The sequence below is a fragment of the Pseudomonas sp. No.117 genome (assembly GCF_054558395.1).
The window spans coordinates 15641-39617 of record NZ_BAAJNP010000008.1 but is presented as its reverse complement, the minus strand read 5'-3'; the positions used below and the strand labels follow the sequence as shown (position 1 = coordinate 39617).

The window sequence follows — 23977 nt, the reverse complement described above, 5'->3', positions numbered from 1 at the left end:
CGCGCATCACAGTCGGCCTAGAATTCGCTCCCTTTTCGTCGCCATCCAGGCCTGTCATGACCTTTGCCGACCTCGGCCTCATCGAGCCGCTGCTGAGCGCCCTTACCGCACTGGAGCACAGCTCCCCTACTCCCATTCAGCGCCAGGCGATCCCGGCGGTACTGGCCGGTCGCGACCTGCTGGCCGCGGCCCAGACCGGTACCGGCAAGACCGGCGCCTTCGGCCTGCCGCTGCTGCAGCGGCTGGTGCAGGAAGGTCCCGCAGTGGCGCCCAACCACATCCGCGCCCTGATCCTCACCCCCACCCGCGAACTGGCCGAACAGGTCCACGCCAGCCTGCGTGACTATGCCCAGCACCTGCCGCTGCGTACCGCCGTGGCCTATGGTGGCGTCAGCATCAATCCGCAGATGATGAAGCTACGCAAGGGTGTGGACGTGCTGGTGGCGACCCCGGGCCGGCTGCTCGACCTGTTCAACCAGAACGCCGTGCGCTTCGACCAGGTGCAGCTGCTGGTGCTGGACGAAGCCGATCGCATGCTCGACCTGGGCTTTTCCCGGCAGTTGGGCGAGTTGTTCGTCATGCTGCCGCGCAAGCGCCAGACCCTGCTGTTCTCGGCGACCTTCTCCGATGCCGTACGCCAGCTGGCCGCCCCGGTGCTGCGCGATCCACAGACCATCGACGTCAGTCCACGCAACACCGCTGCCGTCACCGTCAAGCAGTGGGTGATACCGGTCGACAAGAAGCGCAAGACCGAGCTGTTCCTGCACCTCTACCGCAGCGGACGCCGCCAGCAGGTGCTGGTATTCGCCAAGACCCGCAAAGGCGTGGAGCAACTAGTGGAAGCCCTGCAGGCCGAAGGCCTGGCGGCGGAGTCCATCCATGGCGACAAGCCCCAGCCCGCGCGGCTGCGTTCCCTCGCCCGCTTCAAGGCCGGCGAGGCCGACATCCTGGTGGCCACCGACGTGGCCGCTCGTGGCCTGGATATCCAGGACCTGCCGCTGGTGGTCAACCTGGACCTGCCCATCGTGGCGGAAGACTATGTCCACCGCATCGGCCGGACCGGCCGCGCGGGCAACCAGGGCCAGGCGGTGTCGCTGGTCTGCGCCGATGAAGTCGAACAGTTGGCGGCCATCGAGACCCTGATTGGCCAGATCCTCATGCGCCGCGACGAGCCGGATTTTATCCCCGACCACCGCGTCCCCCAGACCGGCCCGGGCGGACTGGTCATGAAGAAACCCAAGAAGCCGAAGAAACCCAAGGTCGGCGCACCGGTGTCCGACAAGCCGCTGGGCCGCTGGGTGGAAGACGGCAAGCCGAAGGTCAAGTCGGTGCGCAAGGCACCTGGCTTTGGCAAGCCGCGCAAGAAGCCGTAAGGATTGGGGTGGTGGACAAGGCTGCGCCGTCATCCACCCTACGATGCTGTTGTAGGAGCAGCTGTCTTATCGCAGCCATGGCCGCGATAGACCGTAGGTTGGGTTGAGCGCAGCGAAGCCCAACATGACCTCGTGGCGCAGGCCATGTTGGGCTTCGACGATAGAGCCGTCTCAACCCAACCTACGGCGGCACGTAGTCCCGTAGCCTGGAAAACCGCGGAGCGTTTTCCAGGGAGGTGGAACAGGCGAGACCAGGCGGATGACGCAGAACCGTCATCCACCCGATCGCAGGCCTACTCCGCCAGGCGCCAGGTGGTGCCGCCCTTGCCGTCTTCCAGCACTACGCCCAGGGCGGTGAGCTGGTCACGGATACGGTCGGACTCTGCCCAGTTCTTCTCGGCACGTGCGGTCAGCCGGGACTGGATAAGCGCCTCGACCTCGGCCGCGTCCACCCGGCCCGTCGCATCGGCGCGCAGGAAGGCTTCCGGCTCCAGTTGCAGCACGCCCAGCACCTCGCCCAGCTCGCGCAGACGCCCGGCCAGGCCGGCGGCCGCGGCGGGATCGCTGTCGCGCAGGCGATTGACCTCGCGGGCCAGCTCAAACAGCACGCCACAGGCACCGGCGGTGTTGAAGTCGTCGTCCATGCACTGGGCAAAGCGCTCGGCGTAGCTTTCGCCACCTTGGGCCGGTGCCTGGGGCAGGCCCTTGAGCGAGTGGTAGAAGCGCTCCAGGGCACCCTTGGCTTCGCGCAGGTTGTCTTCCGAGTAGTTGATCGGGCTGCGGTAGTGGCTGGCGATCAGCAGGTAGCGCACCACCTCCGGGTGGTACTTCTCCAGCACCTCGCGCAGGGTGAAGAAGTTACCCAGGGACTTGGACATCTTCTCGCCGTTGATGGTGATCATCCCGCAATGCAGCCAGGCGTTGGCGTAGGTCTTGCCGGTGGCCGCCTCGCTCTGGGCGATCTCGTTCTCGTGGTGCGGGAATTCCAGGTCGTTGCCGCCGCCGTGGATGTCGAAGGTCTCGCCCAGGCAGCAGGTGGACATCACCGAGCACTCGATGTGCCAGCCCGGCCGCCCCTCGCCCCAGGGCGACGGCCAGCTCGGCTCGCCCGGCTTGGCGCCTTTCCACAGGACGAAGTCCAGCGGATCTTCCTTGGCCTCGCCCGGCTCGATGCGGGCACCGATGCGCAGGTCCTCGATCCGCCGCCGCGACAGCTTGCCGTAGCCGGCGAAACGGTTGACCCGGTAGTAGACGTCGCCATTGCCCGGGGCATAGGCGTAGCCTTTGTCGATCAGGGTCTGGATCATGGCGTGCATGCCGCCGATATGGTCGGTGGCGCGCGGCTCCTGGTCGGGCTTGCAGATATTCAGCCGCGCCTCGTCCTCGTGCATGGCGTCGATCATCCGGCCCACCAGGTCGGTGAAGGGCTCACCGTTGGCATTGGCGCGGTTGATGATCTTGTCGTCGATGTCGGTGATGTTGCGCACGTAGGTGAGGTCGTAGCCGCTATGGCGCAACCAGCGGGTGATGACGTCGAAGGCCACCATGCTGCGACCGTGGCCCAGGTGGCAGTAATCGTAGACGGTCATGCCGCAGACGTACATGCGGACCTGGCCCGGCACTAGCGGCGTGAAAGCTTCCTTGGTCTTGGTCAGGGTGTTGTAGAGGTGCAGCGCCATCATTGCCCCCAGGAGTCGCGCAGGGTCACGGTGCGGTTGAACACCGGCTTGCCGGGCGCCGAATCCTTGAGATCGACGCAGAAGTAGCCTTCGCGCTCGAATTGGAAGCGGTCTTCCGGCTGGGCCTGGGCCAGCGACGGCTCGGCGCGGCAGCCCTGGAGCACCACCAGGGACTCGGGATTGATGTTGTCGAGGAAGCTGCCGCCCTCCTCGCTCTTCTCCGGCTGCGGCGAACGGAACAGGCGATCGTAGAGGCGCACTTCGCATTCCACGCTGCCTTCAGCCGGCACCCAGTGGATCACGCCCTTGACCTTGCGGCCCTCGGGATTCTTGCCCAGGGTGTCCGGGTCGTAGCTGCAGCGCAGTTCGATGACCTTGCCGTCGGCATCCTTGATCGCCTCGTCGGCGCGGATCACGTAGCTGCCGCGCAGGCGTACCTCGCCACCCGGCTCCAGGCGCTTGTAGCCCTTGGGCGGATTCTCTTCGTAGTCACCCTGGTCGATGTACAGCTCGCGGGTGAAGGGCAGCTGCCGCACGCCCAGGTCCTGCTTGGGATGCCGCGCCAGCTCCAGGTTTTCCACCTGACCCTCGGGGTAGTTAGTGATCACCACCTTGAGCGGCTTGAGCACGCACATGGCGCGCGGGGCGTTCTGGTCCAGGTCCTCGCGGATGGCGAATTCCAGCATGGCCACGTCGACCACGCCGTTGGAGCGGGTCACACCGATCATCTCGCAGAAATTGCGGATGGCAGCCGGGGTGTAGCCGCGACGGCGATAGCCCGACAGCGTCGACATGCGCGGGTCGTCCCAGCCGTTCACGTGGTTTTCATCCACCAGCTGCTTGAGCTTGCGCTTGCTGGTGACGGTGTAGTTCAGGTTGAGGCGGGCGAATTCGTACTGGCGCGGCTGGGCCGGCACCGGCAGCTGGGCCAGGAACCACTCGTACAGCGGCCGATGATCCTCGAACTCCAGGGTGCAGATGGAGTGGGTCACGCCTTCGATGGCATCGGATTGGCCATGGGTGAAGTCGTAGCTCGGGTAGATGCACCAGGCGTCACCGGTCTGGTGGTGATGGGCGTGACGGATGCGATAGAGGATGGGATCGCGCAGGTTCATGTTGGGCGAGGCCATGTCGATCTTGGCCCGCAGCACCTTCTCGCCATCCTTGAATTCGCCGGCCTTCATGCGGGCGAGGAGGTCGAGGTTCTCGGCCACGGAGCGGTCGCGGAAGGGGCTGTTGCGACCCGGCTCGGTGAGGCTGCCACGGTATTCGCGGGCCTGCTCGGGGGTCAGGTCGCAGACGTAGGCCAGACCCTGCTCGATCAGGTGGACGGCCCAGGCATAGAGCTGGTCGAAGTAGCCGGAGGCGTAGCGCACCTCGCCGGCCCAGTCGAAGCCCAGCCAGTGCACGTCGCTCTTGATGGCGTCGATGTACTCCTGGTCTTCCTTGGCCGGATTGGTGTCGTCGAAGCGCAGATGGCAGTCGCCGCCGAATTCCTTGGCCAGGCCAAAGTTGACGCAGATCGACTTGGCGTGGCCGATGTGCAGGTAGCCGTTGGGCTCCGGGGGGAAACGAGTGACGATCTTGGCCTGCTTGCCGGCGTCCAGGTCGGCCTGGACGATCTGCCGCAGGAAATGCGCGGGGGCGGCTTTGGCGGCGGTGGACGAGTCGGAAGTCGGCTTGCTCATGGGATCCTTAACTGGGCAGACGCACGGCCAGGGTAGGCCGGGCAAAGGTAAACCCGTATCATAGCCCAACCCGTCAAGTCCCGGCGAAACCCTTGTGGCTTCACCGGGTCTGGATGCTGTCCCCCTTAGCTACGGATTCGCTGCCATGATCAAGCTGCACACCAACCACGGCGTCATCACCCTGGAACTCTTCGAGGACAAGGCGCCGGAAACCGCGGCCAACTTCAAGGAATACGTCAAGAGCGGTCACTACGACGGCACCATCTTCCACCGTGTGATCAGCAACTTCATGGTCCAGGGCGGTGGTTTCGAGCCGGGCATGAAGCAGAAGCCGACCCGCGCGCCGATCAAGAACGAAGCCAACAATGGCGTCTCCAACGCGATCGGTACCGTCGCCATGGCCCGCACCATGGACCCGCACTCCGCCTCGGCGCAATTCTTCATCAACGTGTCCGACAACACCTTCCTCAACCACACCGCGCCCACCAGCCAGGGCTGGGGCTATGCGGTGTTCGGCAAGGTCGTCGAAGGCATGGACGTGGTCAACGCCATCAAGGGCGTCGCCACCACCAGCAAGGCCGGTCACCAGGACGTGCCGAGCGAAGACGTGATCATCGAGAAGGCCGAGATCGTCGAGTGATCCTACTGGTCTCCGACCTGCATCTCGAACCGCAACGCCCGGACATCGTCCGGGCGTTTTTGCATCTTCTCGAGACGCGGGCCCGCGGTGCCGAGGCGCTCTATATTCTCGGCGACCTGTTCGAAGCCTGGATCGGCGACGATGCCATGGGCGCCTTCGAGATCGAGATTGCCAGCGCCCTGCGCCGCCTGGCCGACAGCGGCACGGCGATCTACCTGATGCACGGCAATCGCGACTTCCTCATCGGCAAGGGCTTCTGCCGCCAGGCGGGCTGCCGACTGCTGGCGGAGCGGCATATCGCCGACTTCCAGGGGCGCCGCGTGCTGCTCATGCACGGCGACACCCTCTGCACCCGTGACGAGGGCTACCAGAAGCTGCGCCGCATCCTGCGCAACCCCCTCACCCTCTTCATCCTGCGCCACCTGCCACTGGCCACCCGCCAGAAGCTGGCACGCAAGCTGCGCAGCGAAAGCCGCCAGCAGACCCGGGCCAAGGCCTTGGAGATCACCGACGTGACCGAGGCGGAGGTGGAACGGGAGATGCGCGCCGCCCGGGTGACGACCCTGATCCATGGCCATACCCACCGACCCGCCCGCCATGAGCTGCGGCTGGATGGCCAGCCGGCCGAGCGTATCGTACTCGGTGACTGGGACCGCCGTGGCTGGGTACTGGAAGCCAGCGCCGCCGGCCTGAGCCAGGTGGACTTCGCCCTCGACGAACGGTAAGCGGACGTCCAGCCGAAGTCCGCCCCGCGAACCCAAGGCCTTGGCGAGCAAGGATTTTCCACGGGCGACGGAAAGGCGACCGGACGCCCCTGCGACCGATCGTCACATGCCTGCTACAGAAATCCACCCAGGCGACCGATGACGAGGGTGTAAGGAGATGTAACCCTCTCGCGGAGACCACCCATGCAACTCGACACCCTCTTTGCCCAACTGCACAACCTGCCCAACGTTCCCGAAGTGGCGCAGGCGCTGATCCAGCAATTCGACGACCCTAACACCAGCATCGAAACCCTGTCGCGCACCGTGGCCCGGGATCCGGTCATCGCCGCCAAGGTCCTGCGTCTGGCCAACTCGGCGCGCTTTCGCGGTGCCCGCGAATCCACCAGCATCGAAGACGCCGCCCTGCGCCTGGGCTTCAACACCCTGCGCACCCTGGTCCTGGCCTCGGCCTTCGCCAGCGGCTTCAAGGCCGCGCCCGGCTTCGACCTGCAGGCCTTCTGGTACAACAGTTTCCTGGTCGCCAGCCTGTGCAAGCCGCTGGCCAAGCAGGCCGGCCTGGACCAGGAAACCGCCTTCACCTGCGGCATGCTCCACGACATCGGCGAATTGCTGATCCAGAGCGGCGCCCCCGAACTGGCACCGAGCCTGGCCGGGCGTGCCACCGCTAGCAGCCATCGCGCCGCCGACGAAACCCTGCAACTGGGCTTCGGCTATCCGGAAGTGGGCGCCGAACTGGCCCGCCGCTGGCAACTGCCCCAGGTGCTGCGCGACGCCATCGCCTTCCAGGCCCGCCCGCTACAGGCGCCCGAGGACGGTCGCTATGCCTTGATCGTGGCCCAGGCGGTCGCCGTGGCCGAAGTACTGCTGGAAAACGCCGGAGACAGCAAGGTGCTGGACCTGAGCGGGCCGCTGTTCGCCAGCATCGATCTCGAGCAGCTGACGTCGGTACTGCCCAATGCCCGGGACACGGCGGCGACGTTCAGCCAGGCCGCCTGAGCGCCGCCAAACGGCGGGCAAGAAAAAACCCCTGGAGCTAGGCTCTCAGGGGTTCTCTCAGATCTGGCGGTGAGGGAGGGATTCGAACCCTCGATAAGATTTCTCCTATACACACTTTCCAGGCGTGCTCCTTCAACCGCTCGGACACCTCACCAGATTTTGCTCGGCATCTGCGTCTGCATCACCGAGGCGCGCAACTATAGGCAAAGGCGTTTTCGATGGCAAGCTTTTTCTTCAATCGATTCATACATTTGCACGAGGACCTTGGCCAAGGCGCCGCCAGCCGGTGTTCACGGGATGACCGGTCGGTCGCCGGACTCCTCGCACTAACCGGCGGGACGTCCGACCAACGGTAGCGTCGCAAGCGAAATCCTAATGGACTGAAAGCAAAGGAAAAATCAGTCGGAGCGACACTTCTGATAACCACTTGGTCAGTCAGCGCCACAAAACTGAAATTTATGTTCTATAGCTACTGGATAGTGCTCAAGCCTGCGGGTATCACTAGCTACAGGCCACGGTCGCGCGCGTGCATCCCGCCCAAGACGTAAAGGCTTCAAACAGCTAACAATAAAGGCCCCGAGTCATGTTCAAGAATCCCGTCCCCAAGTGGCGCCAGGCGAGCTTCGTGCTCATTGTCACCACCGTAGTACTGGTCATCCCCAACCTGTCCCGCTTCTTCGGCTGAGCCTAGTGCCAGTAATCGGCAGGGGGTGCCGGCAAGGCCCCCAGCAGGTCACGCAGCCCCTCCCCCCAGCCCCGCCGCAGGTTCTGGAAGTATTCGTCCTGCTCATCGATGCGGTGGCTGCGCACCTGGTCAAGACGATCTCGGGGATAGACCACCAGATCCAGGGGCAAGCCGACGGACAGGTTGCTGCGGATCGTCGAATCGAAGGACAGCAACGCGCAGCGCAGGGCCTCCTCGAGCGGCGTATCGAAGGTCAGGGCGCGGTCGAGGATGGGCTTGCCGTACTTGCTCTCGCCGATCTGGAAGAACGGCGTGTCCTCGGTGGCGCTGATGAAGTTGCCATGCGGATAGAGGTTGAACAGCTCCGGCTCGGCGCCCTTGATCTGGCCGCCCAGGAGAAAGGAACAGCTCAGGTCGAGGCCGTGGCCATTGGGGGCATCCTCGGCATCGCGCTGCATGACTTCCCGCAGGGTCTGGCCGAGCAGCCGGGCGGCATCGTTGAGGGTCGGTACCCCGTGCAGGTTCTCCCCTTCGCTGTCCAGCCGCTGCCGTAGCAGGCTGATGACCGCCTGGGAGGTCGCCAGGTTGCCCGCCGACTGGATGGCGATCAGGCGTTCACCCGGCACCCTGAACAGGTGCAGCTTGCGGAAGATGGCGATGTTGTCGACCCCGGCGTTGGTGCGGGAGTCGGCGACGAACACCAGGCCGTCGTGCAGCTTCATGGCGACACAGTAGGTCATGCGAACCTCGGGTGATGAATCGGACGTGGCCGCGACGACTGACCGCGGCCGGCAGGGACGCAAAAAGAAAAGACGGCCACTGGCCGCCTCTCCCTCCGCTTCCGGCTTCACTCATTGTTGCTGTTGCTGGACCTGCTGCAAAGGCTCGACCAGCACCTTGGCCTCCATCTGCTCCACTCCGCCTCCGCGACGCATGCCGCGTACCGGGCAGGCATCGAGGTAGTCGAGGCCGATCGCCAGGCGTAGGTGGCGTTCTGGCCGGGCCAGGCGGTTGGTCACGTCGTAGCTGTACCAGGCGCCGTCGTGCCAGGCTTCGGCCCAGGCATGGCTGGACAGGTGCGCGCTGTCGTCGGTACACAGATAGCCGGACACGTAGCGGGCCGGAATGCCCAGGCTGCGGGCGCAGGCCAGGAAGGCATGGGCATGGTCCTGGCAGACCCCGGCACCCTTGGCGAAGGCCTGGGCGGCGTTGCCGTCGACCTCGGTGGATCCGGGGATATAGGCCATCCGCTCGTGCAGGCGCTCCATGAGCTGGATCAGCGTGGCCCGGTCCCGCCGACCGTCGCAGACATCGCGGGCGAAGTCCGCCAGGGCCGCGTCGGCCTCGGTCAGCCGGGTCTGGCGCAGGAAGGGAAAGGCCGAGGCCTGGCAGGGCTCGGCCTCGAAGTCCTCGTCGATCTCCACCTGGCCGCTGGCGGTGATGGTGATGGCGTCATGCGGGGTGTCCAGGGTCAGGACATGCAGGATGTTGCCGAAGGGATCGCGCTGGGCACGCGCCGGTCGCGGCAGCGAAAGGTCCCAGTCCAGGATCGTCTGGCGCGCGTCGCCCTGGGGAGTGAGCCGCAGGTACTGGATGCTGGCCCGGACCTGGTCGGCGTAGCGATACAGGGTTTCATGATGGATGGCGAGTCTCATACGGTCTCCAGGTACGCGGTATTGATGGCACTGCCGAGCTGGCGGATATGGACGATGAAATCGCCGATCCAGGGATGCAGGCCTTCGCCCAGCACCTCATCGATGCTGGTATAGCGCAGCCGGGCTTCGAGGCCGGCCGCCAGGCGCTTGGCCTCGCGACCGTTCTCGCCCGGCAGGCCGGCCAGCACCCGGTGCAATTCGATCACACAGGACAGTAGCGAGCGCGGCAGGTCTTCCTTGAGCAACAGCAATTCGGCGCCGTTGCGCACGTTCAAGGCATCGCGATAGAGCTCGGTGTAGGCTTCGAAGGCACTCAGAGCGCGCAGCAGGGCACTCCACTGGTAGAAGCCGCGCGCGGAGGAATCGCTGATGGCCTCGGCCTCCTCCTCGCCCAGCACCTGGTAGCGGGCATCCAGCATGCGCAGGGTGTTGTCGGCGCGCTCGACGAAGGTGCCCAGGCGGATGAAGCGGTAGGCGTCGTTCCTCATGATGGTGCCGACGGTGGCCCCGCGGAACAGGTGGGACCTTTCCTTGACCCATTCGCAGAAGCGGCTGATGCCGAAGCGAATCAGCCCGGTCACGGCGATCTCGCGCATCTCCAGCCAGGTGGAGTTGACGTTTTCCCACATGTCGGCGGTGATGCGCCCCCGCACGGCGTGGGCGTTGGAGCGGGCGGCCTGCAGGCAGCAATAGATGCTGCCGGGGTTGCGCTCGTCCAGGGCGAAGAAATGCAGCAGGCGCTCGGGATGCAGGGCGCCGTGCTGCTCACGGTAATCGTCCAGGGTGCCGGTGATGAGCAGGGGCATGGCCAGCTCATCCAGCCCACCGCCCTGCCCGCTTTGCGGCATCATCGACAGGGAATAGCTGACGTCCAGCATCCGCGCGAGGTTTTCGGCGCGCTCCAGGTTGCGGGACATCCAGTACAGATCGGCAGCGGTACGACTCAACATGGTGGGGTCGCCTTTCAAAAGTCCTTGCGGGGCCGCCGGGGCGGCCGCTGTGTCGTGGCGGTCTAGTCCTGGACCACCCAGGTGTCCTTGGTGCCGCCGCCCTGGGACGAGTTCACCACCAGCGAGCCTTCGCGCAGGGCGACCCGGGTCAGGCCGCCGGGCACCAGGCGCGTCTTGCGGCCGGACAGCACGAAGGGTCGCAGGTCGATGTGCCGGGGCGCGATGCCATTCTCGACGAAGGTCGGGCAGGTGGACAGCGACAGCGTCGGCTGGGCGATGTAGGCGCTGGGATTGGCCTTGAGCCGCGCGCGGAAGGCTTCGATCTCGGCGCTGCTGGCAGTGGGGCCGACCAGCATGCCGTAGCCACCGGAGCCATGAACCTCCTTGACCACCAGCTCGGGCAGGTTGGCCAGCACGTGGGAGAGTTCGTCCGGCTTGCGGCATTGCCAGGTGGGCACGTTGTAGAGGATCGGCTCCTCGCTGAGATAGAAGCGGATCATTTCCGGTACATAGGGGTAGATGGACTTGTCGTCGGCGACCCCGGTGCCGATGGCGTTGGCCAGGATGACGTTGCCGGCGCGATAGGCCGCCAGCAGGCCAGGCACGCCCAGCAGCGAATCCGGATTGAAGGCCAGCGGGTCGAGGAAGGCGTCGTCGAGCCGGCGGTAGATGACGTCGACCTTCTGGAAGCCCGAGGTGGTACGCATGAACACCTGCTCGTCGCGGACCAGCAGGTCGGCCCCCTCAACCAATTCCACGCCCATCTCCCGGGCGAGGAAGGCATGCTCGAAGTAGGCACTGTTGAAGCGGCCGGGGGTGAGCACGGCGACGGTGGGATTGTTGACCGGCGTGGAGCTGCGCAGGGTATCGAGCAGCAGGTTCGGGTAGTGGTCGATGGGGGCGATGCGCTCGAGGGTGAACAGCTCGGGGAACAGCCGCATCATCATCTTGCGGTTCTCGAGCATGTAGGACACCCCGCTCGGGGTGCGCAGGTTGTCCTCGAGCACGTAGTAGGCACCGTCGCCGTCCCGCACCAGGTCGACCCCGGCGATGTGGGCATAGATGCCGTTGGGCAGGTCCAGCCCCTGCATCGCCAGCTGGTACTGGTCGTTGGCCAGCACCTGCTCGGCCGGAATGACCCCGGCCTTGATGATGCGCTGGTCGTGGTAGAGGTCGTCGAGAAAGAGGTTCAGCGCCTGGACGCGCTGGATGCAGCCACGCTCGATGATCTGCCATTCGCTGGCGGGAATCGCCCGCGGCAAGGCGTCGAAGGGAATCAGGCGCTCCGTGCCCTGCTCGTCCCCGTAGAGGGTGAAGGTGATGCCGGCGCGGTGGAACAACAGGTCGGCTTCGCGCCGCCGCTGGGCCAGGAGTTCAGGGGGTGTTTCACTCAGCCATTGGGCATAGCGACCATAATGCGGTCGGCATTGCGCCTGGACGTCATACATCTCGTTATACAGTTGGCGGCTCATGCCGATCTCCTTGTCACCCACGGTGCACCATCGCAAGCCTCGTGCCAGCGCCAGAGTCTTGAGAATCAAGCTCTTGCGCGAAGGCGAGGCACAGGATGCACCAAAGCCAGGCACCTCGACGTGCGCGTGCACCGCAACGTCTCCGTCATGAGGCTAAGACGGTGCGCTGCGCCGAAAGTGCGATGGTTGAGGGGGAGAGCCGTTAGCGAAGGTGAAAGCCGGTATTCCACTGGAATACCGGCCTGGGGATCATGCCGTCAGGCGGAACTGCGATTGACTTCCTGGGTGACGCCCCAGCCGTCCAGCTGGCCGCCGAGCGGGACCACCACGGCCTCGAGATCGCTCTCGAAGTCGTCGATGGTGGCGTGGGTGGCGAACATCACCTTGCTGACCTGCAGGTGCCAACCGCCCTCCTCGTGGGGGATCACCTGGGTATTCAGGGATTCGCCGTGAAACTGGTCCGCGGCGATGCGGGCCTTGCCTTCATCGGCGAAGATGGCGAAGAAATCGATCGGATGGAAGCGGGCGAAATCGAAGCCGCCCTCTTTCATCCGCTGCAGCAGGTTCAAGCTCACATCATCGGCAAACGACAAGGACATAGGACTTCCCTCCTCTGGTTCGGATGACTCGCTCGCTGGGCTGTCGCTACCGACGCCCAGCGAGTCGCGGCTGAAGACTCGAACGGTGCCGCGACCGCCAGGGCTTACGCCTTGCCGATGGCCTCCAGCACGTATCGAGGTAGAGCAAAGGCAGCGGCATGCAGCTCCGGGGTGTAGTAACGGGTCTGGATGCCTGTTTCACTGTAGCGCTTCGCCAGGGTTTCGGCACTCAGCCGACGCAAGGTAGTGTCCTTGCTGCCCCAGGCGAGGGTCATGACGCCCCCTATGTAGGTAGGCACCGCCGACAGGTAAAAGTGCCAGTCGGCGAACAGGCCCGCCATGCGGCTTGCGGTGGTCTTGAGCTCTTCCAGTTGCAGGAAGGGGGTACCGTTCTGCGCCACCATCAGGCCGCCGTCGTTCAGGCAGCGGTGGCAGGCCTGGTAGAAGTTCTCCGAGAAGAGCACCTCGGCGGGCCCGATGGGATCGGTGGAATCGGAGATGATGACGTCGTAGCGCTCGCTCGTGTTGGCGACGAAGTTCATACCGTCGTCGATCACCAGGTTCAGGCGCGGGTCGTCGAAGGCGCCAGCGGAGTGGCCGGGGAAGAATTGCTTGCACATCTCCACCACCGAGCCGTCGATCTCGACCATGGTGATGTGTTCGACCCCCTGGTGCTTGGCCACCTCGCGGAGGATGCCGCCGTCGCCGCCGCCGATGATCAGCACCCGCTTGGGCGCCGGATGGGCCAGCAGGGGTACGTGGGTGAGCATCTCATGATAGATGAATTCATCGGCCTCGGTGGTCTGGATGACGCCATCCAGGGCCATGACCTTGCCTAGCACGGGATTTTCGAAGATCACCAGATGCTGATGCGCGGTGCGCACCTCATGGAGCATGCGCGCGACGGCGAAGCTCTGGCCGTAGCCAGTGTAGAGGGTTTCCAGGTAGTCGCTCATGTCGATCTCCGCAGGTGGCAGGCCGAGACAAGCAATGCCCGGCCAAAAGCCGGGCATTGTAAGAGCTGGATGTGACAGGCTCCAGTGTTGTGCTGGCTAACCCTTGTGGGTGGGCGCGGTGGCCGAGCGATTGCCGCGCGGGCCGGCGGCCGCCCAGGCGATCAGGCCGATCACCGGCAGCACGATGATGAGCACGGTCCAGCCGATCTTGGCGTTGCTGGTGCTGTCACTGCGGATGACGTTGACGATGGCCCAGATGTCGAGCAGGAAGACGATGAAGCCCAGTACACCGCCAATGGTGGAATTGATCATGTCGCGACTCCCGTTGCGAGGACACAGGTCTCGTCAATTGGGACTGGCAAGAGCGGCGTCGAGTTCGGCCGGCTCGCTTGGCAGCGGCGCCGGCCGAGGGCTCACGCGAAGGCGGCCAGATCGATTTCGGCGAAGGACGCGACGCAGGGATGATCGCCCAGCTGGCCGCCGGCGCGGACCAGGCCACAGGTCGGCAGACCCGCCTGACGTGCGGCATCCAGCTCTTCCACCACGTCGGAAAGGAACAGCAGCTCCGCCGGTACGTGGGTGGTGGCCAAGGCGATGCGCGCATAGGACTCCGCCTCGCGCTTGCCGCCGGTCAGGGTATCGAAATACCCGGAAAACAACGCGGTGAGATCGCCGTGCTCGGAGCAGCCGAAGATCAGCTTCTGCGCCTGTATCGAACCGGAGGAATAGACGTACAGCGGCAGCCCGGCCGCATGCCATTGGCGCAGCGCCTGGACCGCATCGGGATAGACGTGCCCCTTGAGGGTGCCCGCACGATAGCCCTCTTCCCACACCTGCCCCTGCAGGGCCTTAAGCGGGGTGGCCTTGCGGTCGGCGGCGATCCACTCCAGCAGGATGGCGATCACCCGCTCTACCTCGGCGTCCAATTCGCCCGCCTCGGCGCGCACCGCGTCGAGCTGCTCGGCCACCGCCGGCTCCCCGGCATGGGCGCGGACATAGGCCGGCAGGTGCTCGCGGGCGTAGGGAAAGAGCACGTCGAAGACGAAACTCACGGCGCTGGTGGTGCCCTCGATATCGGTGAGGATGCCCTTGATCGTCACGCCTCGACCTCCAGCCGCGGGAACCGCTGGGCGATGTCGACACCGGTGAAGTGGGCCACCCAGCCTTCGGGATTGTCGAACAGGCGGATGGCGACGAAGGACGGCGACTCGCTCATGTCGAACCAGTGCGGCGTACCGGCCGGCACCGAGATGAGATCGTTCTTCTCGCACAGCACCGCATAGACGTGGTCGGCGATGTGCAGGGTGAAGAGGCCCTGGCCGGCGACGAAGAAGCGCACCTCGTCCTCGTTGTGGCGATGCTCTTCAAGGAACTTGGCGCGCAGCGCCTCCTTCTGCGGATGCTCCGGACTCATGCTGATGACGTCCACGGTCTGGTAGCCACGCTCTTCGATCAGGCGATTGATCTCGGGCCGGTAGGCGGCGATCACCTCCTCCTGGCTGGCACCGGGCGCCACCGGGGCGGTGGCCTGCCAGCGCTCGAAACGCACCCCGACCTCGGCCAGGGTGGCGGCGATGTGTTCGCCGTCGCTGATCACCTTCAGCGGCTGGCGGGGTTCGGCATCGTGGTAGACGGTCAGGCGGCTCATGGGCGCAGGCTCCGGGTCTTGAGTTCGCATTCGAAGAGGAATTCGAAGGCTTCCACGTGACGCAGGGCGTCAGCCATGCGTGGCCCCCAAGTATAGAGGCCGTGGCCGCGGATCAGGTACCCCACGCAGTCGGGATGGACGTCGAGCCAGGCCTGTACCTGTTCGGCCAGACGCGGGATGTCCTGGTCGTTGGCGAACACCGGGATCTCCACCCGGACCTCGTGGGTGGTGACGCCGTGCAGGGCCTTCTGCAACTCGTAGCCTTCCAGCAGCAGGCGATCGCCTTGCAGCTCGCGGGACAGCACCGTGGAATTCACCGAATGGGTGTGCAGCACCGCGCCGATCTCCGGCTGCCAGCGATAGAGCTGGGTGTGCAGCGCCGTCTCGGCGGAGGGCTTCTTCGGCTCCAGCGGGGTGCCGTCGAGATCGGTGGCGAGGATATCGTCCAGTTCGAGCTGGCCCTTGTGCTTGCCGGAGACGGTCAGCAGCAGGCGGCTGTCGGACAGGCGCACCGAATAGTTGCTGCTGGTGGCCGGCGACCAGCCACGGCCGTAGAGGAAGCGACCGGCGTCGATTATTTCCCGGGCCAGTTGCTCACGCTGCTGGATCATGGAGGGTTCTCCTTAGGGACAAGAGGATGAGGAAGGCGCCGGCCAGCGCCGCCAGGCTGGCACCGACGAAGGCGGCGAAGGCGCCGGATACCTGCCAGGCATAGCCAGCATACAGGGCACCGAGCGCCCCGCCAGCCCCGGATAGCGCGGCATAGAGGGCCTGCGCCTGGCCTTGGCGACGGCGGTCGAACTGCGCCTGGATGAGCTGGATGGCCGAGGCGTGGAAACAGCCGAAGGTGGCGGCATGCAGCAGCTGGGCGAACAGCAGCACCGGCAGTTGATCGGCCAGGGCGCCCAGCAGCAGCCAGCGTCCGGCGGCGATCAGGAAGGCGGCCACCAGCAACCGGGACAGGGCGATGCGCGCCAGCAGCTGCGGCATCGCCAGGAAGATCAGCACCTCGGCGATCACGCCCAGCGACCACAGCTGGCCGATGATGCCGCGGCTGTAGCCCAGCTCTTCCAGGTGCAGGGTGAAGACCGTGTAGTAGGGCCCATGGGACAGCTGCATCAGCGCCGCGGCAGCGAAGAAAGCCAGTACCCGCGGCTGGCGCAGGGTGGTCAGGAAGGGCTCCGCCGGCGCCTCGGGGCGTTGCCCGGGGTCCACCTTCACCCCGGGGACCGCCAGCGAGGAGAGCAGGATGATGGCCATCACCAGCAGCAGGTAGGCCGGATAGAGATCCAGGCTGACGTATTCGAAGGCCCAGCCGAGGCCCGCCACCGCGGCGATGAAGCCGATGGAGCCCCAGAGGCGAATACGGGCGTAACGCTGCGGCTGGTCGCGCAGATGGGCCAGGGTGATGGCCTCGAATTGCGGCAGCACGGCGTGCCAGAAGAAGGCATGCCCAGCCATGATCAGCGCCAGCCAGGCGAAGCCCTGGCCCAGGTAGATGCCGGAAAAGCACAGCAGGGTGCAGGCGGCGCCCAGACGGACGATGCTCAGGCGGCGACCGGTGCGATCGGCCAGCCAGCCCCAGAGGTTGGGCGCCAGCACCCGCATCACCATGGGAATGGCCACCAGTTGGCCGATGGCGGTGCCGGAGAAGCCGAGGTGGTGGAAGTACAGCCCCAGGTAGGGCGCCGTGGCGCCCAGCAGCGCGAAGTAGGCGAAATAGAAGCCCGACAGGCGCCAATAGGGAACCGGCAGCGTCCGCTCGGCGCTGGGCACCCGTGCCGGCTCCTGCGGGCTAGCGCCGGACAAGGCGACCAGGCCCGCGAGACGGATCGGACTCACGCTCGGCTGCACGGGGCGCAGACGAGCGGTTCGACGGCCCTTTCAACGCAGTTCGGTCGCTACGCCGCTGGTCATGCCCAGGGGCTCAGAGCTGCGGCAGGACGGGCGTGGCAACCCGCACCTCGGCGTTCTGCGCGCGCTGGCGCAGCAGGTGATCCATCAGCACCAGCGCCATCATGGCCTCGGCGATGGGCGTGGCACGGATGCCCACGCAGGGATCGTGACGGCCCTTGGTGATGACGTCGACCGGCTGGCCGTGCACGTCGATGGAGCGGCCCGGGGTGGTGATGCTCGAGGTGGGCTTGAGCGCCAGGTGGGCGACGATGGGCTGGCCGGAGGAGATGCCGCCCAGCACGCCACCGGCGTTGTTGGTCAGGAAACCTGCTGGGGTCAGCTCGTCGCGGTGCTCGGTGCCACGCTGGGCGACGCTGGCGAAACCGGCGCCGATCTCGACGCCCTTCACCGCGTTGATGCTCATCAGCGCATAGGCCAGCTCGGCGTCGAGACGGTCGAAGATCGGCTCGCCCAGGCCCGGCGGCACCCCTTCGGCGACCACGCTGATCCGCGCGCCCACCGAATCCTGATCACGACGCAGCTGGTCCATGTAGGCCTCTAGCTCCGGGACCTTGCTCGGATCGGGGCTGAAGAAGGCGTTCTCTTCGACGCTGTCCCAGGTCTTGAAGGGGATCTCGATGGGCCCCAGCTGGCTCATGTAGCCGCGCACCCGGATGCCCTGGGTGGCCAGGTACTTCTTGGCGATGGCGCCGGCCGCCACGCGCATGGCGGTCTCTCGCGCCGAACTGCGGCCACCACCGCGGTAGTCGCGCAGGCCGTACTTGTGGTGATAGGCGTAGTCGGCATGGGCCGGGCGGAACAGGTCCTTGATCGCCGAGTAGTCCTTGGACTTCTGGTCGGTGTTGCGGATCAGCAGGCCGATGGGCGTGCCGGTGGTGACCCCTTCGAAGACCCCGGAGAGGATCTCCACCTCGTCCGCTTCCTGGCGCTGGGTGGTGTGGCGGCTGGTACCGGGCTTGCGGCGATCCAGGTCGCGCTGCAGGTCGGCGGTGTCCAGCGGCAGTCCGGGAGGGCACCCGTCGACGATGGCGACCAGCGCCGGACCATGGCTTTCGCCAGCGGTGGTGACGGTGAACAGCGTGCCGAGGGTATTGCCGGACATGCGAGGGCTCCGCGCTACGGGTGAAAGGTGTAGATTCAACTGGAAGTGGGCGATTTTACACGCGCCGTGGTCTTTTACACGGATTGTGTGCGGGATAGGCCCCACACCCCAGGTCTTCGGTGTCCGTTTCCCCATGCGTCTGTTGCTTTCCCTGCTGCTGTGCCTAGTCCTCCCCTCCCTCGCCCAGGCGGCCGCTCCCGTGTTCTATCGTCCGATCCAGCTCGACACCGGCAGCGGCGTGCTCAAGGGCAGCCTGATCCTGCCCCGTAGCGACCATCCGCAGCCGGTGGTGCTCTTCGTTTCCGGCTCCGGGCCCACCGATCGCGATGGCAACGGTCCGGGTGCGCGCAACGCCGCCCTCCAGCGCCTGGCCGAGGCCCTGGCCCGGCAGCGGATCGCCAGCGTGCGCTTCGACAAGCGTGGCGTGGCCGACAGCCGCAGTGCCGAACCGGACGAGAGCCACCTCAGCGTGGAGCGCTACGTCGACGACCTGGTCGGCTGGATCCGGCTGCTGGAGGCGGATCCGCGCTTTTCCCGGGTGATCCTGCTCGGCCACAGCGAAGGCGCCCTGATCGCCAGCCTGGCCGCCGACCGGGTGCCGGTCGGCGGCGTGGTGACCCTGGCCGGCAGCGGCCGGCCGATCGACGTGGTGTTGCGCGAACAACTGGCGGGCAAGCTGTCGCCCGCCGCCCTGGCCAGCGCCCAGTGGATCATCGACCAGTTGCTGCGGGGTACGCCGGTGCCCGAGGTACCCCGCGAGCTGCTGGTGCTGCTGCGCCCCAGCGTCCAGCCCTATCTGATCTCGCTGTTCCGCCAGGACCCGGCCAGGGCCTTCGCCGGCATCCGGGCACCGGCGCTGATCATCCAGGGCACCCACGACGTCCAGGTGGACGTCGCCGACGCCCGGGCGCTGCACCGCGCCAAGCCGGAGGCCGAGCTGGCCATCATCCCCGGCATGAACCACGTGCTGCGCATCGCTCCGGCGAGCTTGCCGGCGCAGCTGCCCACCTACGACGATCCCAAGCTGCCGCTGGCCCGCGAGGTGGTGCAGCGTGTCGCCGCCTTCGTCGAGCACTCAGGTTCCCCAGGCGCCGGCCGATAAGCCAGCAAAGGCGCCCAGGAGGCGCCGCGCCTGGAGCCTGTCCGTGGAAGCCCCCGATCAAGAATCTCCGGCCGTCGAGGCCGCCCCCAACGAGCCCCATCCCTGGGCTAGCCTGGCGCCCGAGCGCTTCCAGCTGTTGCGGCTGATGCCCCAGCCGGCGGATCGCCGGGTCGGGGCACGGCCCTTGCGCTTCGTGCAACTCGGCCTGGTCGAGCGACACGCCGACGAGGAGAGCCTGTTGCGGCTGACGGTGCAGATTCCCGGGCAGCTGTTGCACCGCGAGGTCAATGTGCTGGAGGTCTGGGCCGACCATCGCCGTGGCGAGATCCGCCTGGGCCCCGAGCGCGGCCTGCAGATCGAGCCGGAAGAACGTGGCCTCGGCCGTTTCCTGCTGGCCCGCGCCGCCGCCTGGGCGCGGCTGCGCTGGAGCCACTACCAGGTTCAGGACCTGCCCCTGGCGCGGCGTGACGCCCTCGACGAGGACAGTCGTAGCCGTCGCGAACACCTGCTCAATGCCCAGGGCTTCACCGTGGAGACGACCGCGGACGACGAGCGACAGCAGGTCTGCCGGGCCGCGCGGGTCAGCCAGTTGCGCGAGGACTGGAACGCCGACAAGGTGCAGCTGCTGTCGCTGCTGGACGGCGCCACCCTGCTGGAACAGTGCGACCGGGTGATCGACGAACGCGATGCCAGCCTGCGCCAGCTCGAAGACCGCCTCGCCCTCTATCGCCGCGACGACGTCTCCATGCGCTTCGCCATCGGCTGCCTGGCGGTGTTCTGCCTGTTCCAGGCCGCCCTGCTGATCTGGATGGCGTTGCGCTAGGCGCGGCCTGCCGTTCACGACACAGCTCGTACCCGCGATCGGCACCGCCCGACCGCCACCGCGTGCCCGAGGCTTGCTCCCCGGACGGACCCTGCTAACGTAGCGCCCCGTTCGCATCCATCCGCTCGGAGTGCCCGCTCTTCATGGTCTCGCCTCTTTCGCTTCGCCGGCGCCTGCCGCTGCGCCTCGCCACCCTCGGCCTGCTGACCGCCGCCCTCGCCGGCTGCCAGTACTTCGCCGAGGAGCAGCCGACCCGCAGCCAACCGCAACTCAAGGGCAGCCTGCCCCTGCGCGGCCTGGCGCAGACCGCCTCGGTGCGCCGCAACGCCGAAGGCCAGCCACTGATCGAGACGACCACCTTCCACGACGCCCTGTTCACCCTCGGCTACGTCCACGCCAGCGAACGCCTGGCACAGATGGTCGAGCTGCGCCTATTGGCCCAGGGCCGCCTGGCCGAGGCCTACGGCGAAAGCCGCCTGGACAGCGACAGGTTCATGCGCGCCGTGGACCTGCGCAAGGCGGCCCAGGTGGCCTACGCCAGCGCCTCGCCGCGGCTGAAGACCTTCTTCGAAGTCTATGCCCGCGGCGTCAACGCTTACCTCTACCGCGCCGGCGAGCGCATCGAGCTGGATGGCCACGACTACCGCGTCGACTACTGGAAGCCGGAAGACAGTGCCCTGCTCTTCGAACTGCTGAACTTCGCCCAGGCGGTGGATCTGCGCAAGGAGACCGCGGCACTGGTCCTGGCCACCCAGGTCAGCCCCGAGCGCCTGGCCTGGCTGCTACCCACCTATCCCGACGAACCCCTACCCGAGGAGGAGACGGCCAAGCTGCGCGGCCTCACGCTGCGCGGCCAGCTACCCGGCCTCGACGCCCTGCTGGAGGTGCAACGCCAGCTGGCGCAGCGCGCCCCCTTCGGCGGCCCCACCGGCACCGCCTGGGCGGCCACCCCCGGCCATACCCGCAGTGGTCGCAGCCTGCTCGGCGTGGACAAGGTCAGCGCCTTCCAGGGTCAGTCGCCCTTCACCCTGGTGACCATCAGGGCCCCGCGCTTCGAGGCCGTGGGCACCACCCTGCCCGGCCTGCCGCTGCTGCTCGACGGCTACAACGGCAAGCTGGCCTGGGGCGCCGCCACCCTGATGGGCGACAGCCAGGACCTCTACCTGGAGCGCCTGCAACGCCAGGGCGGCCGCCTGCAGGTGCAGAGTGGCGGCCAATGGCAGCCCGCCGGCGAGCGGGTGGAGACCTTCCTCGTGCGTGGCGAAAAACCGCGCCGCGAGACCTTCTACACCAGTCCGCGCGGCCCCCTGCTGAACCTGGCGCTGGCCCCGGAAGCCTCCGGCTATGGCCTGGCGCTGCGCAGCAGCCGCCTGGAAGCCGACAAGAGCCTGGACGCCCTCTTCGATCTCTCCCGGGCCAAGGACGTGGAGCGTGCCTTCGAGCTGGCGCGGGACATTCGCGCCAGCGACTGGAACCTGGTGTTCGCCGATGCCGAGCATGTCGGCTGGCAGGTGACCGGGCGCTACCCCAACCGTCGCAGTGGCCTGGGCCTGCTGCCGGCGCCGGGCTGGGACGAGCGCTTTGCCTGGGACGGCTATGCCGATCCCATGCTGCACCCCTACGACCAGGATCCGGCCCAGGGCTGGCTCGGCGCGGCCAACCAGCGCGTGGTACCCCGCGGCTACGGCATGCAACTGTCCAGCAGCTGGTCCGGTCCGGAGCGGCAGGAGCGCCTGGCGCAACTGGCCGGCCGTGCGGCGCGACTGGACACCCGCGATGCCATCGCCCTGCAACAGGACCAGACCACCACCCTGGCCGCCAAGCTGAAGACCCAGCTCGAGGCGCCCGGCTTCGCCGCGCCCCTGCGCCAGGCCATCGCCGCCCTGCCCGCCGCCCAGCGTGGCGCCGCGGACGAGGCCCTGGGGCGCCTGCGGACCTTCGATGGCCGGCTGGCCGCCGGCTCCGCCGACGCGGCGATCTACGAGGCCTTCCTCGCGACCCTGGCCGAGCAGACCTTCGCCGATGAACTGGGCGGCACCGGCAGCCCGGCCTGGCGGGCCTTCACCACCCTTAGCGATACCGGTTACAACCCCGTCGTCGACCACCTGCTGGCCCGCGACGACAGTCCCTACTGGAAGGATTCCGGCGCTGCTGGCCGGGAAGACAAGCCGGCCGTCTTCGCCCGCGCTTTGGCGGGCGCCATCGACGCCTGCGAGAAGCGCCTGGGCAGCGACCGCGCCCGTTGGCAGTGGGGACGCCTGCATCGGCTGGGCGACGTCGCCAGCGGTGGCGATGCCTCTACCCTGAACCTGACCGCCAGCCACTGGGGTGGCGATGACCAGGTCTGGCTGGCCCCGTCCCTGCGCCTGTTGGTGGACTTCGGCCTGGCCGAACCCCTGCAAGCCAGCCAGGCGGGTACGCCGGCGGGGGGCTGGGCCAAGGGGCAATACCAGAGCCTGCCGCTGCAGCCGCAGAATCTGGAGCGTGTCTACGGCCGCGACCGCTTGCTGCTGCTGCCGCAGAAGTGATCCGGCGGAGGGCGACCCGCGACTTGGCGCGGGTTTTGCCCCTCCCCCCTTACCCTTGCCTGGCGTCGCCCGGACTCGCCCCCTCGCTGAACGGCGGCAACCCCGCCCCACACGGCGACCGCTCCGCGCGACGGCCGCAAGCGTGCCGTGCCTGTCACCCTAATGGTGCAGGCTGTATTCAGAAACGCCCATGGATGGTGCACGCAGAGGCGCCCTGGCGTTTTCCTGCGACCGGAGAATTCATGCCTGCTTCCCTTGCCCCTGCTGCCGCGCACCTCTGGGTGACGGGTTCGGACGCCCCGGAAAAACCCGAGCTCAACCTCGGCTTCCTGCCCCTCAGCGATGCCGCCTCGCTGATCGTGGCCGCGACCCAGGGCTTCGGCGAGCCCCATGGCCTGACCCTCAATCTGCACCGCCAGCCCTCCTGGTCGGCGCTACGGGACAACCTGCTCGGCGGCCGGCTCGATGCCGCCCACTGCCTCTACGGCCTGGTCTATGGCAGCCAGCTGGGCCTCGGGGGCGCGCCGGCCACCGACATGGCGGTGCTCATGGGCCTCGCGCAGAACGGCCAGAGCATCAACCTGGCGCGCAGCCTGGCCCTGGCAGGCGTGCACGATACCGCCTCCTTCGTCGCCCGGGTCCGCCAGGCGGGTGCCCAACCGCTGACCCTGGCGCATACCTTTCCCACCGGCACCCATATCTTCTGGCTCTACTACTGGCTGGCCGCCCAGGGCATCCATCCCCTGGAGGACGTGCGTACCGTGCTGGTCCCGCCGCCGCAGATGCCCGAGCACCTGGCCGCCGGCCGGGTGGACGGCTATTGCGTGGGCGAACCCTGGGGCGCCGCCGCCGTGGCCCGCGGCCAGGGCTTCACCCTGACCACCACCCAGGCCATCTGGCCGGACCATCCGGAGAAGGTACTGACCTGCACCCGCGCCTTCGCCGAGCGCTATCCCAATACCGCCCGGGCGCTGATCCGCACCCTGCTCGACGCCAGTCGTTTCATCGAGGAAAGCCAGGAGAATCGCCTGGGCACCGCCCAGCTGATCAGCGATCCCGCCTACGTGAACGCCGATCCGGCCCTGCTCGCCGACCGCTTCCTCGGTCGCTACGAAGACGGGCTCGATCACCGCTGGGACGATGCCCATCCCCTGGCCTTCCATCGCCAGGGCGCGGTCAACCCGCCCTATCTTTCCGATGGGCTCTGGTTCCTCACCCAGTTCCGTCGCTGGGGCCTGCTGCGCGAGGACCCCGACTACCTGGCCATCGCCCACGCCGTGCAGTGCACCGAGCTGTACCAGGAGGCCGCCACCGGCCTGGGCCTGGAGGTCCCCGCCCGCTACCGCAGCAGCACCCTGCTCGACGGCCGTACCTGGGACGGCAGCGATCCGGCCGGCTACGCCTGCAGCTTCGCCCTTCACGCACTCAGCGACCGCTAG

Annotated in this window: 22 protein-coding genes and 1 tRNA gene; 8 read left to right on the top strand and 15 right to left on the bottom strand. The window is 67.0% G+C overall.

Annotated elements, in window-relative coordinates; genetic code table 11:
• The first annotated feature begins 56 nt into the window (after positions 1–56).
• Entirely contained in the window at positions 57–1373 is a 1317-nt protein-coding gene (locus ACYJP6_RS19465) for a DEAD/DEAH box helicase (RefSeq protein ID WP_459476966.1), read from the top strand.
• 293 nt (positions 1374–1666) lie between these two features.
• Here ACYJP6_RS19465 and cysS read toward each other — a convergent pair whose 3' ends face one another.
• Both cysS and ACYJP6_RS19455 read right to left on the bottom strand, forming a co-directional pair.
• Entirely contained in the window at positions 1667–3052 is a 1386-nt protein-coding gene (gene cysS, locus ACYJP6_RS19460; protein WP_459476963.1) for a cysteine--tRNA ligase, read from the bottom strand.
• Entirely contained in the window at positions 3052–4740 is a 1689-nt protein-coding gene (locus ACYJP6_RS19455; protein ID WP_459476961.1) for a glutamine--tRNA ligase/YqeY domain fusion protein, read from the bottom strand. Before ACYJP6_RS19455 ends, cysS begins: the two co-directional genes overlap by 1 nt.
• A gap of 145 nt (positions 4741–4885) precedes the next feature.
• On the opposite strand from ACYJP6_RS19455, the gene ACYJP6_RS19450 reads away from it, so the two are divergent.
• The 3 genes from ACYJP6_RS19450 (at position 4886) to ACYJP6_RS19440 (ending at position 7101) form a co-directional block, all read left to right on the top strand.
• Complete coding sequence (locus tag ACYJP6_RS19450) at positions 4886–5380, top strand: peptidylprolyl isomerase (RefSeq protein ID WP_007158996.1); 495 nt, start codon at positions 4886–4888, stop codon at positions 5378–5380.
• A complete protein-coding gene (lpxH, locus tag ACYJP6_RS19445) occupies positions 5377–6105 on the top strand; it encodes a UDP-2,3-diacylglucosamine diphosphatase (protein ID WP_459476957.1) in 729 nt (242 codons plus the stop codon). The genes ACYJP6_RS19450 and lpxH overlap by 4 nt, the downstream gene beginning before the upstream one ends.
• Positions 6106–6288: 183 nt before the next feature.
• Entirely contained in the window at positions 6289–7101 is an 813-nt protein-coding gene (locus ACYJP6_RS19440) for an HDOD domain-containing protein (RefSeq protein WP_145009086.1), read from the top strand.
• A gap of 64 nt (positions 7102–7165) precedes the next feature.
• Here ACYJP6_RS19440 and ACYJP6_RS19435 read toward each other — a convergent pair.
• The 13 genes from ACYJP6_RS19435 to aroC form a co-directional block, all read right to left on the bottom strand.
• Positions 7166–7255: transfer RNA gene (locus ACYJP6_RS19435), tRNA-Ser, on the bottom strand.
• 533 nt (positions 7256–7788) lie between these two features.
• The gene (locus tag ACYJP6_RS19430) at positions 7789–8526 is read right to left on the bottom strand and encodes a peptidase (protein ID WP_459476955.1); all 738 of its coding nucleotides are present in this window, start codon (positions 8524–8526) and stop codon (positions 7789–7791) included.
• Positions 8527–8637: 111 nt separating this feature from the next.
• Positions 8638–9441, bottom strand: coding sequence for a transglutaminase family protein (locus ACYJP6_RS19425; protein ID WP_459476952.1), 804 nt, complete (start codon positions 9439–9441; stop codon positions 8638–8640).
• A complete protein-coding gene (locus tag ACYJP6_RS19420; RefSeq protein ID WP_145009089.1) occupies positions 9438–10391 on the bottom strand; it encodes an alpha-E domain-containing protein in 954 nt (317 codons plus the stop codon). Before ACYJP6_RS19420 ends, ACYJP6_RS19425 begins: the two co-directional genes overlap by 4 nt.
• A gap of 62 nt (positions 10392–10453) precedes the next feature.
• Positions 10454–11863, bottom strand: coding sequence for a circularly permuted type 2 ATP-grasp protein (locus tag ACYJP6_RS19415; RefSeq protein WP_145009090.1), 1410 nt, complete (start codon positions 11861–11863; stop codon positions 10454–10456).
• A 257-nt stretch (positions 11864–12120) separates the two neighbouring features.
• Positions 12121–12462, bottom strand: a complete 342-nt coding sequence (locus tag ACYJP6_RS19410) for a ribonuclease E inhibitor RraB (protein ID WP_145009091.1) — start codon at positions 12460–12462, stop codon at positions 12121–12123.
• Positions 12463–12566: 104 nt separating this feature from the next.
• Positions 12567–13418, bottom strand: coding sequence for a polyamine aminopropyltransferase (speE, locus tag ACYJP6_RS19405; protein ID WP_459476948.1), 852 nt, complete (start codon positions 13416–13418; stop codon positions 12567–12569).
• Positions 13419–13514: 96 nt separating this feature from the next.
• Entirely contained in the window at positions 13515–13727 is a 213-nt protein-coding gene (locus ACYJP6_RS19400) for a PLD nuclease N-terminal domain-containing protein (RefSeq protein ID WP_026083979.1), read from the bottom strand.
• A gap of 104 nt (positions 13728–13831) precedes the next feature.
• The gene (gene mtnC / locus ACYJP6_RS19395) at positions 13832–14518 is read right to left on the bottom strand and encodes an acireductone synthase (RefSeq protein WP_459476946.1); all 687 of its coding nucleotides are present in this window, start codon (positions 14516–14518) and stop codon (positions 13832–13834) included.
• Positions 14515–15066, bottom strand: coding sequence for a 1,2-dihydroxy-3-keto-5-methylthiopentene dioxygenase (locus ACYJP6_RS19390; protein WP_459476944.1), 552 nt, complete (start codon positions 15064–15066; stop codon positions 14515–14517). The genes mtnC and ACYJP6_RS19390 overlap by 4 nt, the downstream gene beginning before the upstream one ends.
• Positions 15063–15677 carry a methylthioribulose 1-phosphate dehydratase gene (locus ACYJP6_RS19385; RefSeq protein WP_459476942.1) on the bottom strand — a complete coding sequence of 205 codons (615 nt, stop codon included), beginning with the start codon at positions 15675–15677 and terminating at the stop codon, positions 15063–15065. The genes ACYJP6_RS19390 and ACYJP6_RS19385 overlap by 4 nt, the downstream gene beginning before the upstream one ends.
• Complete coding sequence (locus tag ACYJP6_RS19380) at positions 15661–16821, bottom strand: MFS transporter (RefSeq protein WP_459477503.1); 1161 nt, start codon at positions 16819–16821, stop codon at positions 15661–15663. The genes ACYJP6_RS19385 and ACYJP6_RS19380 overlap by 17 nt, the downstream gene beginning before the upstream one ends.
• Before the next feature lie 172 nt (positions 16822–16993).
• Entirely contained in the window at positions 16994–18085 is a 1092-nt protein-coding gene (gene aroC, locus ACYJP6_RS19375) for a chorismate synthase (protein ID WP_459476940.1), read from the bottom strand.
• A 133-nt stretch (positions 18086–18218) separates the two neighbouring features.
• On the opposite strand from aroC, the gene ACYJP6_RS19370 reads away from it, so the two are divergent.
• The 4 genes from ACYJP6_RS19370 (at position 18219) to ACYJP6_RS19355 (ending at position 23977) form a co-directional block, all read left to right on the top strand.
• Positions 18219–19187 carry an alpha/beta hydrolase gene (locus tag ACYJP6_RS19370; RefSeq protein WP_459476938.1) on the top strand — a complete coding sequence of 323 codons (969 nt, stop codon included), beginning with the start codon at positions 18219–18221 and terminating at the stop codon, positions 19185–19187.
• Between the two features lie 43 nt (positions 19188–19230).
• Positions 19231–20010 (top strand): hypothetical protein, encoded by a 780-nt coding sequence (locus tag ACYJP6_RS19365; protein ID WP_459476935.1) that lies wholly within the window; start codon positions 19231–19233, stop codon positions 20008–20010.
• Between the two features lie 143 nt (positions 20011–20153).
• On the top strand, positions 20154–22538 hold the full coding sequence (locus ACYJP6_RS19360; RefSeq protein WP_459476933.1) for a penicillin acylase family protein: 2385 nt from the start codon (positions 20154–20156) through the stop codon (positions 22536–22538).
• A gap of 242 nt (positions 22539–22780) precedes the next feature.
• A complete protein-coding gene (locus ACYJP6_RS19355) occupies positions 22781–23977 on the top strand; it encodes a CmpA/NrtA family ABC transporter substrate-binding protein (protein ID WP_459476931.1) in 1197 nt (398 codons plus the stop codon).

Coding starts and splice junctions, on each gene's coding strand:
- ACYJP6_RS19455 (WP_459476961.1), bottom strand. CDS start 4,740: ATGAGCAAGCCGACTTCCGACTCGTCCACCGCCGCCAAAGCCGCCCCC.
- ACYJP6_RS19430 (WP_459476955.1), bottom strand. CDS start 8,526: ATGACCTACTGTGTCGCCATGAAGCTGCACGACGGCCTGGTGTTCGTC.
- ACYJP6_RS19410 (WP_145009091.1), bottom strand. CDS start 12,462: ATGTCCTTGTCGTTTGCCGATGATGTGAGCTTGAACCTGCTGCAGCGG.
- ACYJP6_RS19355 (WP_459476931.1), top strand. CDS start 22,781: ATGCCTGCTTCCCTTGCCCCTGCTGCCGCGCACCTCTGGGTGACGGGT.
- ACYJP6_RS19440 (WP_145009086.1), top strand. CDS start 6,289: ATGCAACTCGACACCCTCTTTGCCCAACTGCACAACCTGCCCAACGTT.
- ACYJP6_RS19465 (WP_459476966.1), top strand. CDS start 57: ATGACCTTTGCCGACCTCGGCCTCATCGAGCCGCTGCTGAGCGCCCTT.
- ACYJP6_RS19385 (WP_459476942.1), bottom strand. CDS start 15,677: ATGATCCAGCAGCGTGAGCAACTGGCCCGGGAAATAATCGACGCCGGT.
- ACYJP6_RS19420 (WP_145009089.1), bottom strand. CDS start 10,391: ATGTTGAGTCGTACCGCTGCCGATCTGTACTGGATGTCCCGCAACCTG.
- ACYJP6_RS19425 (WP_459476952.1), bottom strand. CDS start 9,441: ATGAGACTCGCCATCCATCATGAAACCCTGTATCGCTACGCCGACCAG.
- speE (WP_459476948.1), bottom strand. CDS start 13,418: ATGAGCGACTACCTGGAAACCCTCTACACTGGCTACGGCCAGAGCTTC.
- aroC (WP_459476940.1), bottom strand. CDS start 18,085: ATGTCCGGCAATACCCTCGGCACGCTGTTCACCGTCACCACCGCTGGC.
- ACYJP6_RS19360 (WP_459476933.1), top strand. CDS start 20,154: ATGGTCTCGCCTCTTTCGCTTCGCCGGCGCCTGCCGCTGCGCCTCGCC.
- ACYJP6_RS19370 (WP_459476938.1), top strand. CDS start 18,219: ATGCGTCTGTTGCTTTCCCTGCTGCTGTGCCTAGTCCTCCCCTCCCTC.
- ACYJP6_RS19390 (WP_459476944.1), bottom strand. CDS start 15,066: ATGAGCCGCCTGACCGTCTACCACGATGCCGAACCCCGCCAGCCGCTG.
- ACYJP6_RS19450 (WP_007158996.1), top strand. CDS start 4,886: ATGATCAAGCTGCACACCAACCACGGCGTCATCACCCTGGAACTCTTC.
- cysS (WP_459476963.1), bottom strand. CDS start 3,052: ATGGCGCTGCACCTCTACAACACCCTGACCAAGACCAAGGAAGCTTTC.
- ACYJP6_RS19415 (WP_145009090.1), bottom strand. CDS start 11,863: ATGAGCCGCCAACTGTATAACGAGATGTATGACGTCCAGGCGCAATGC.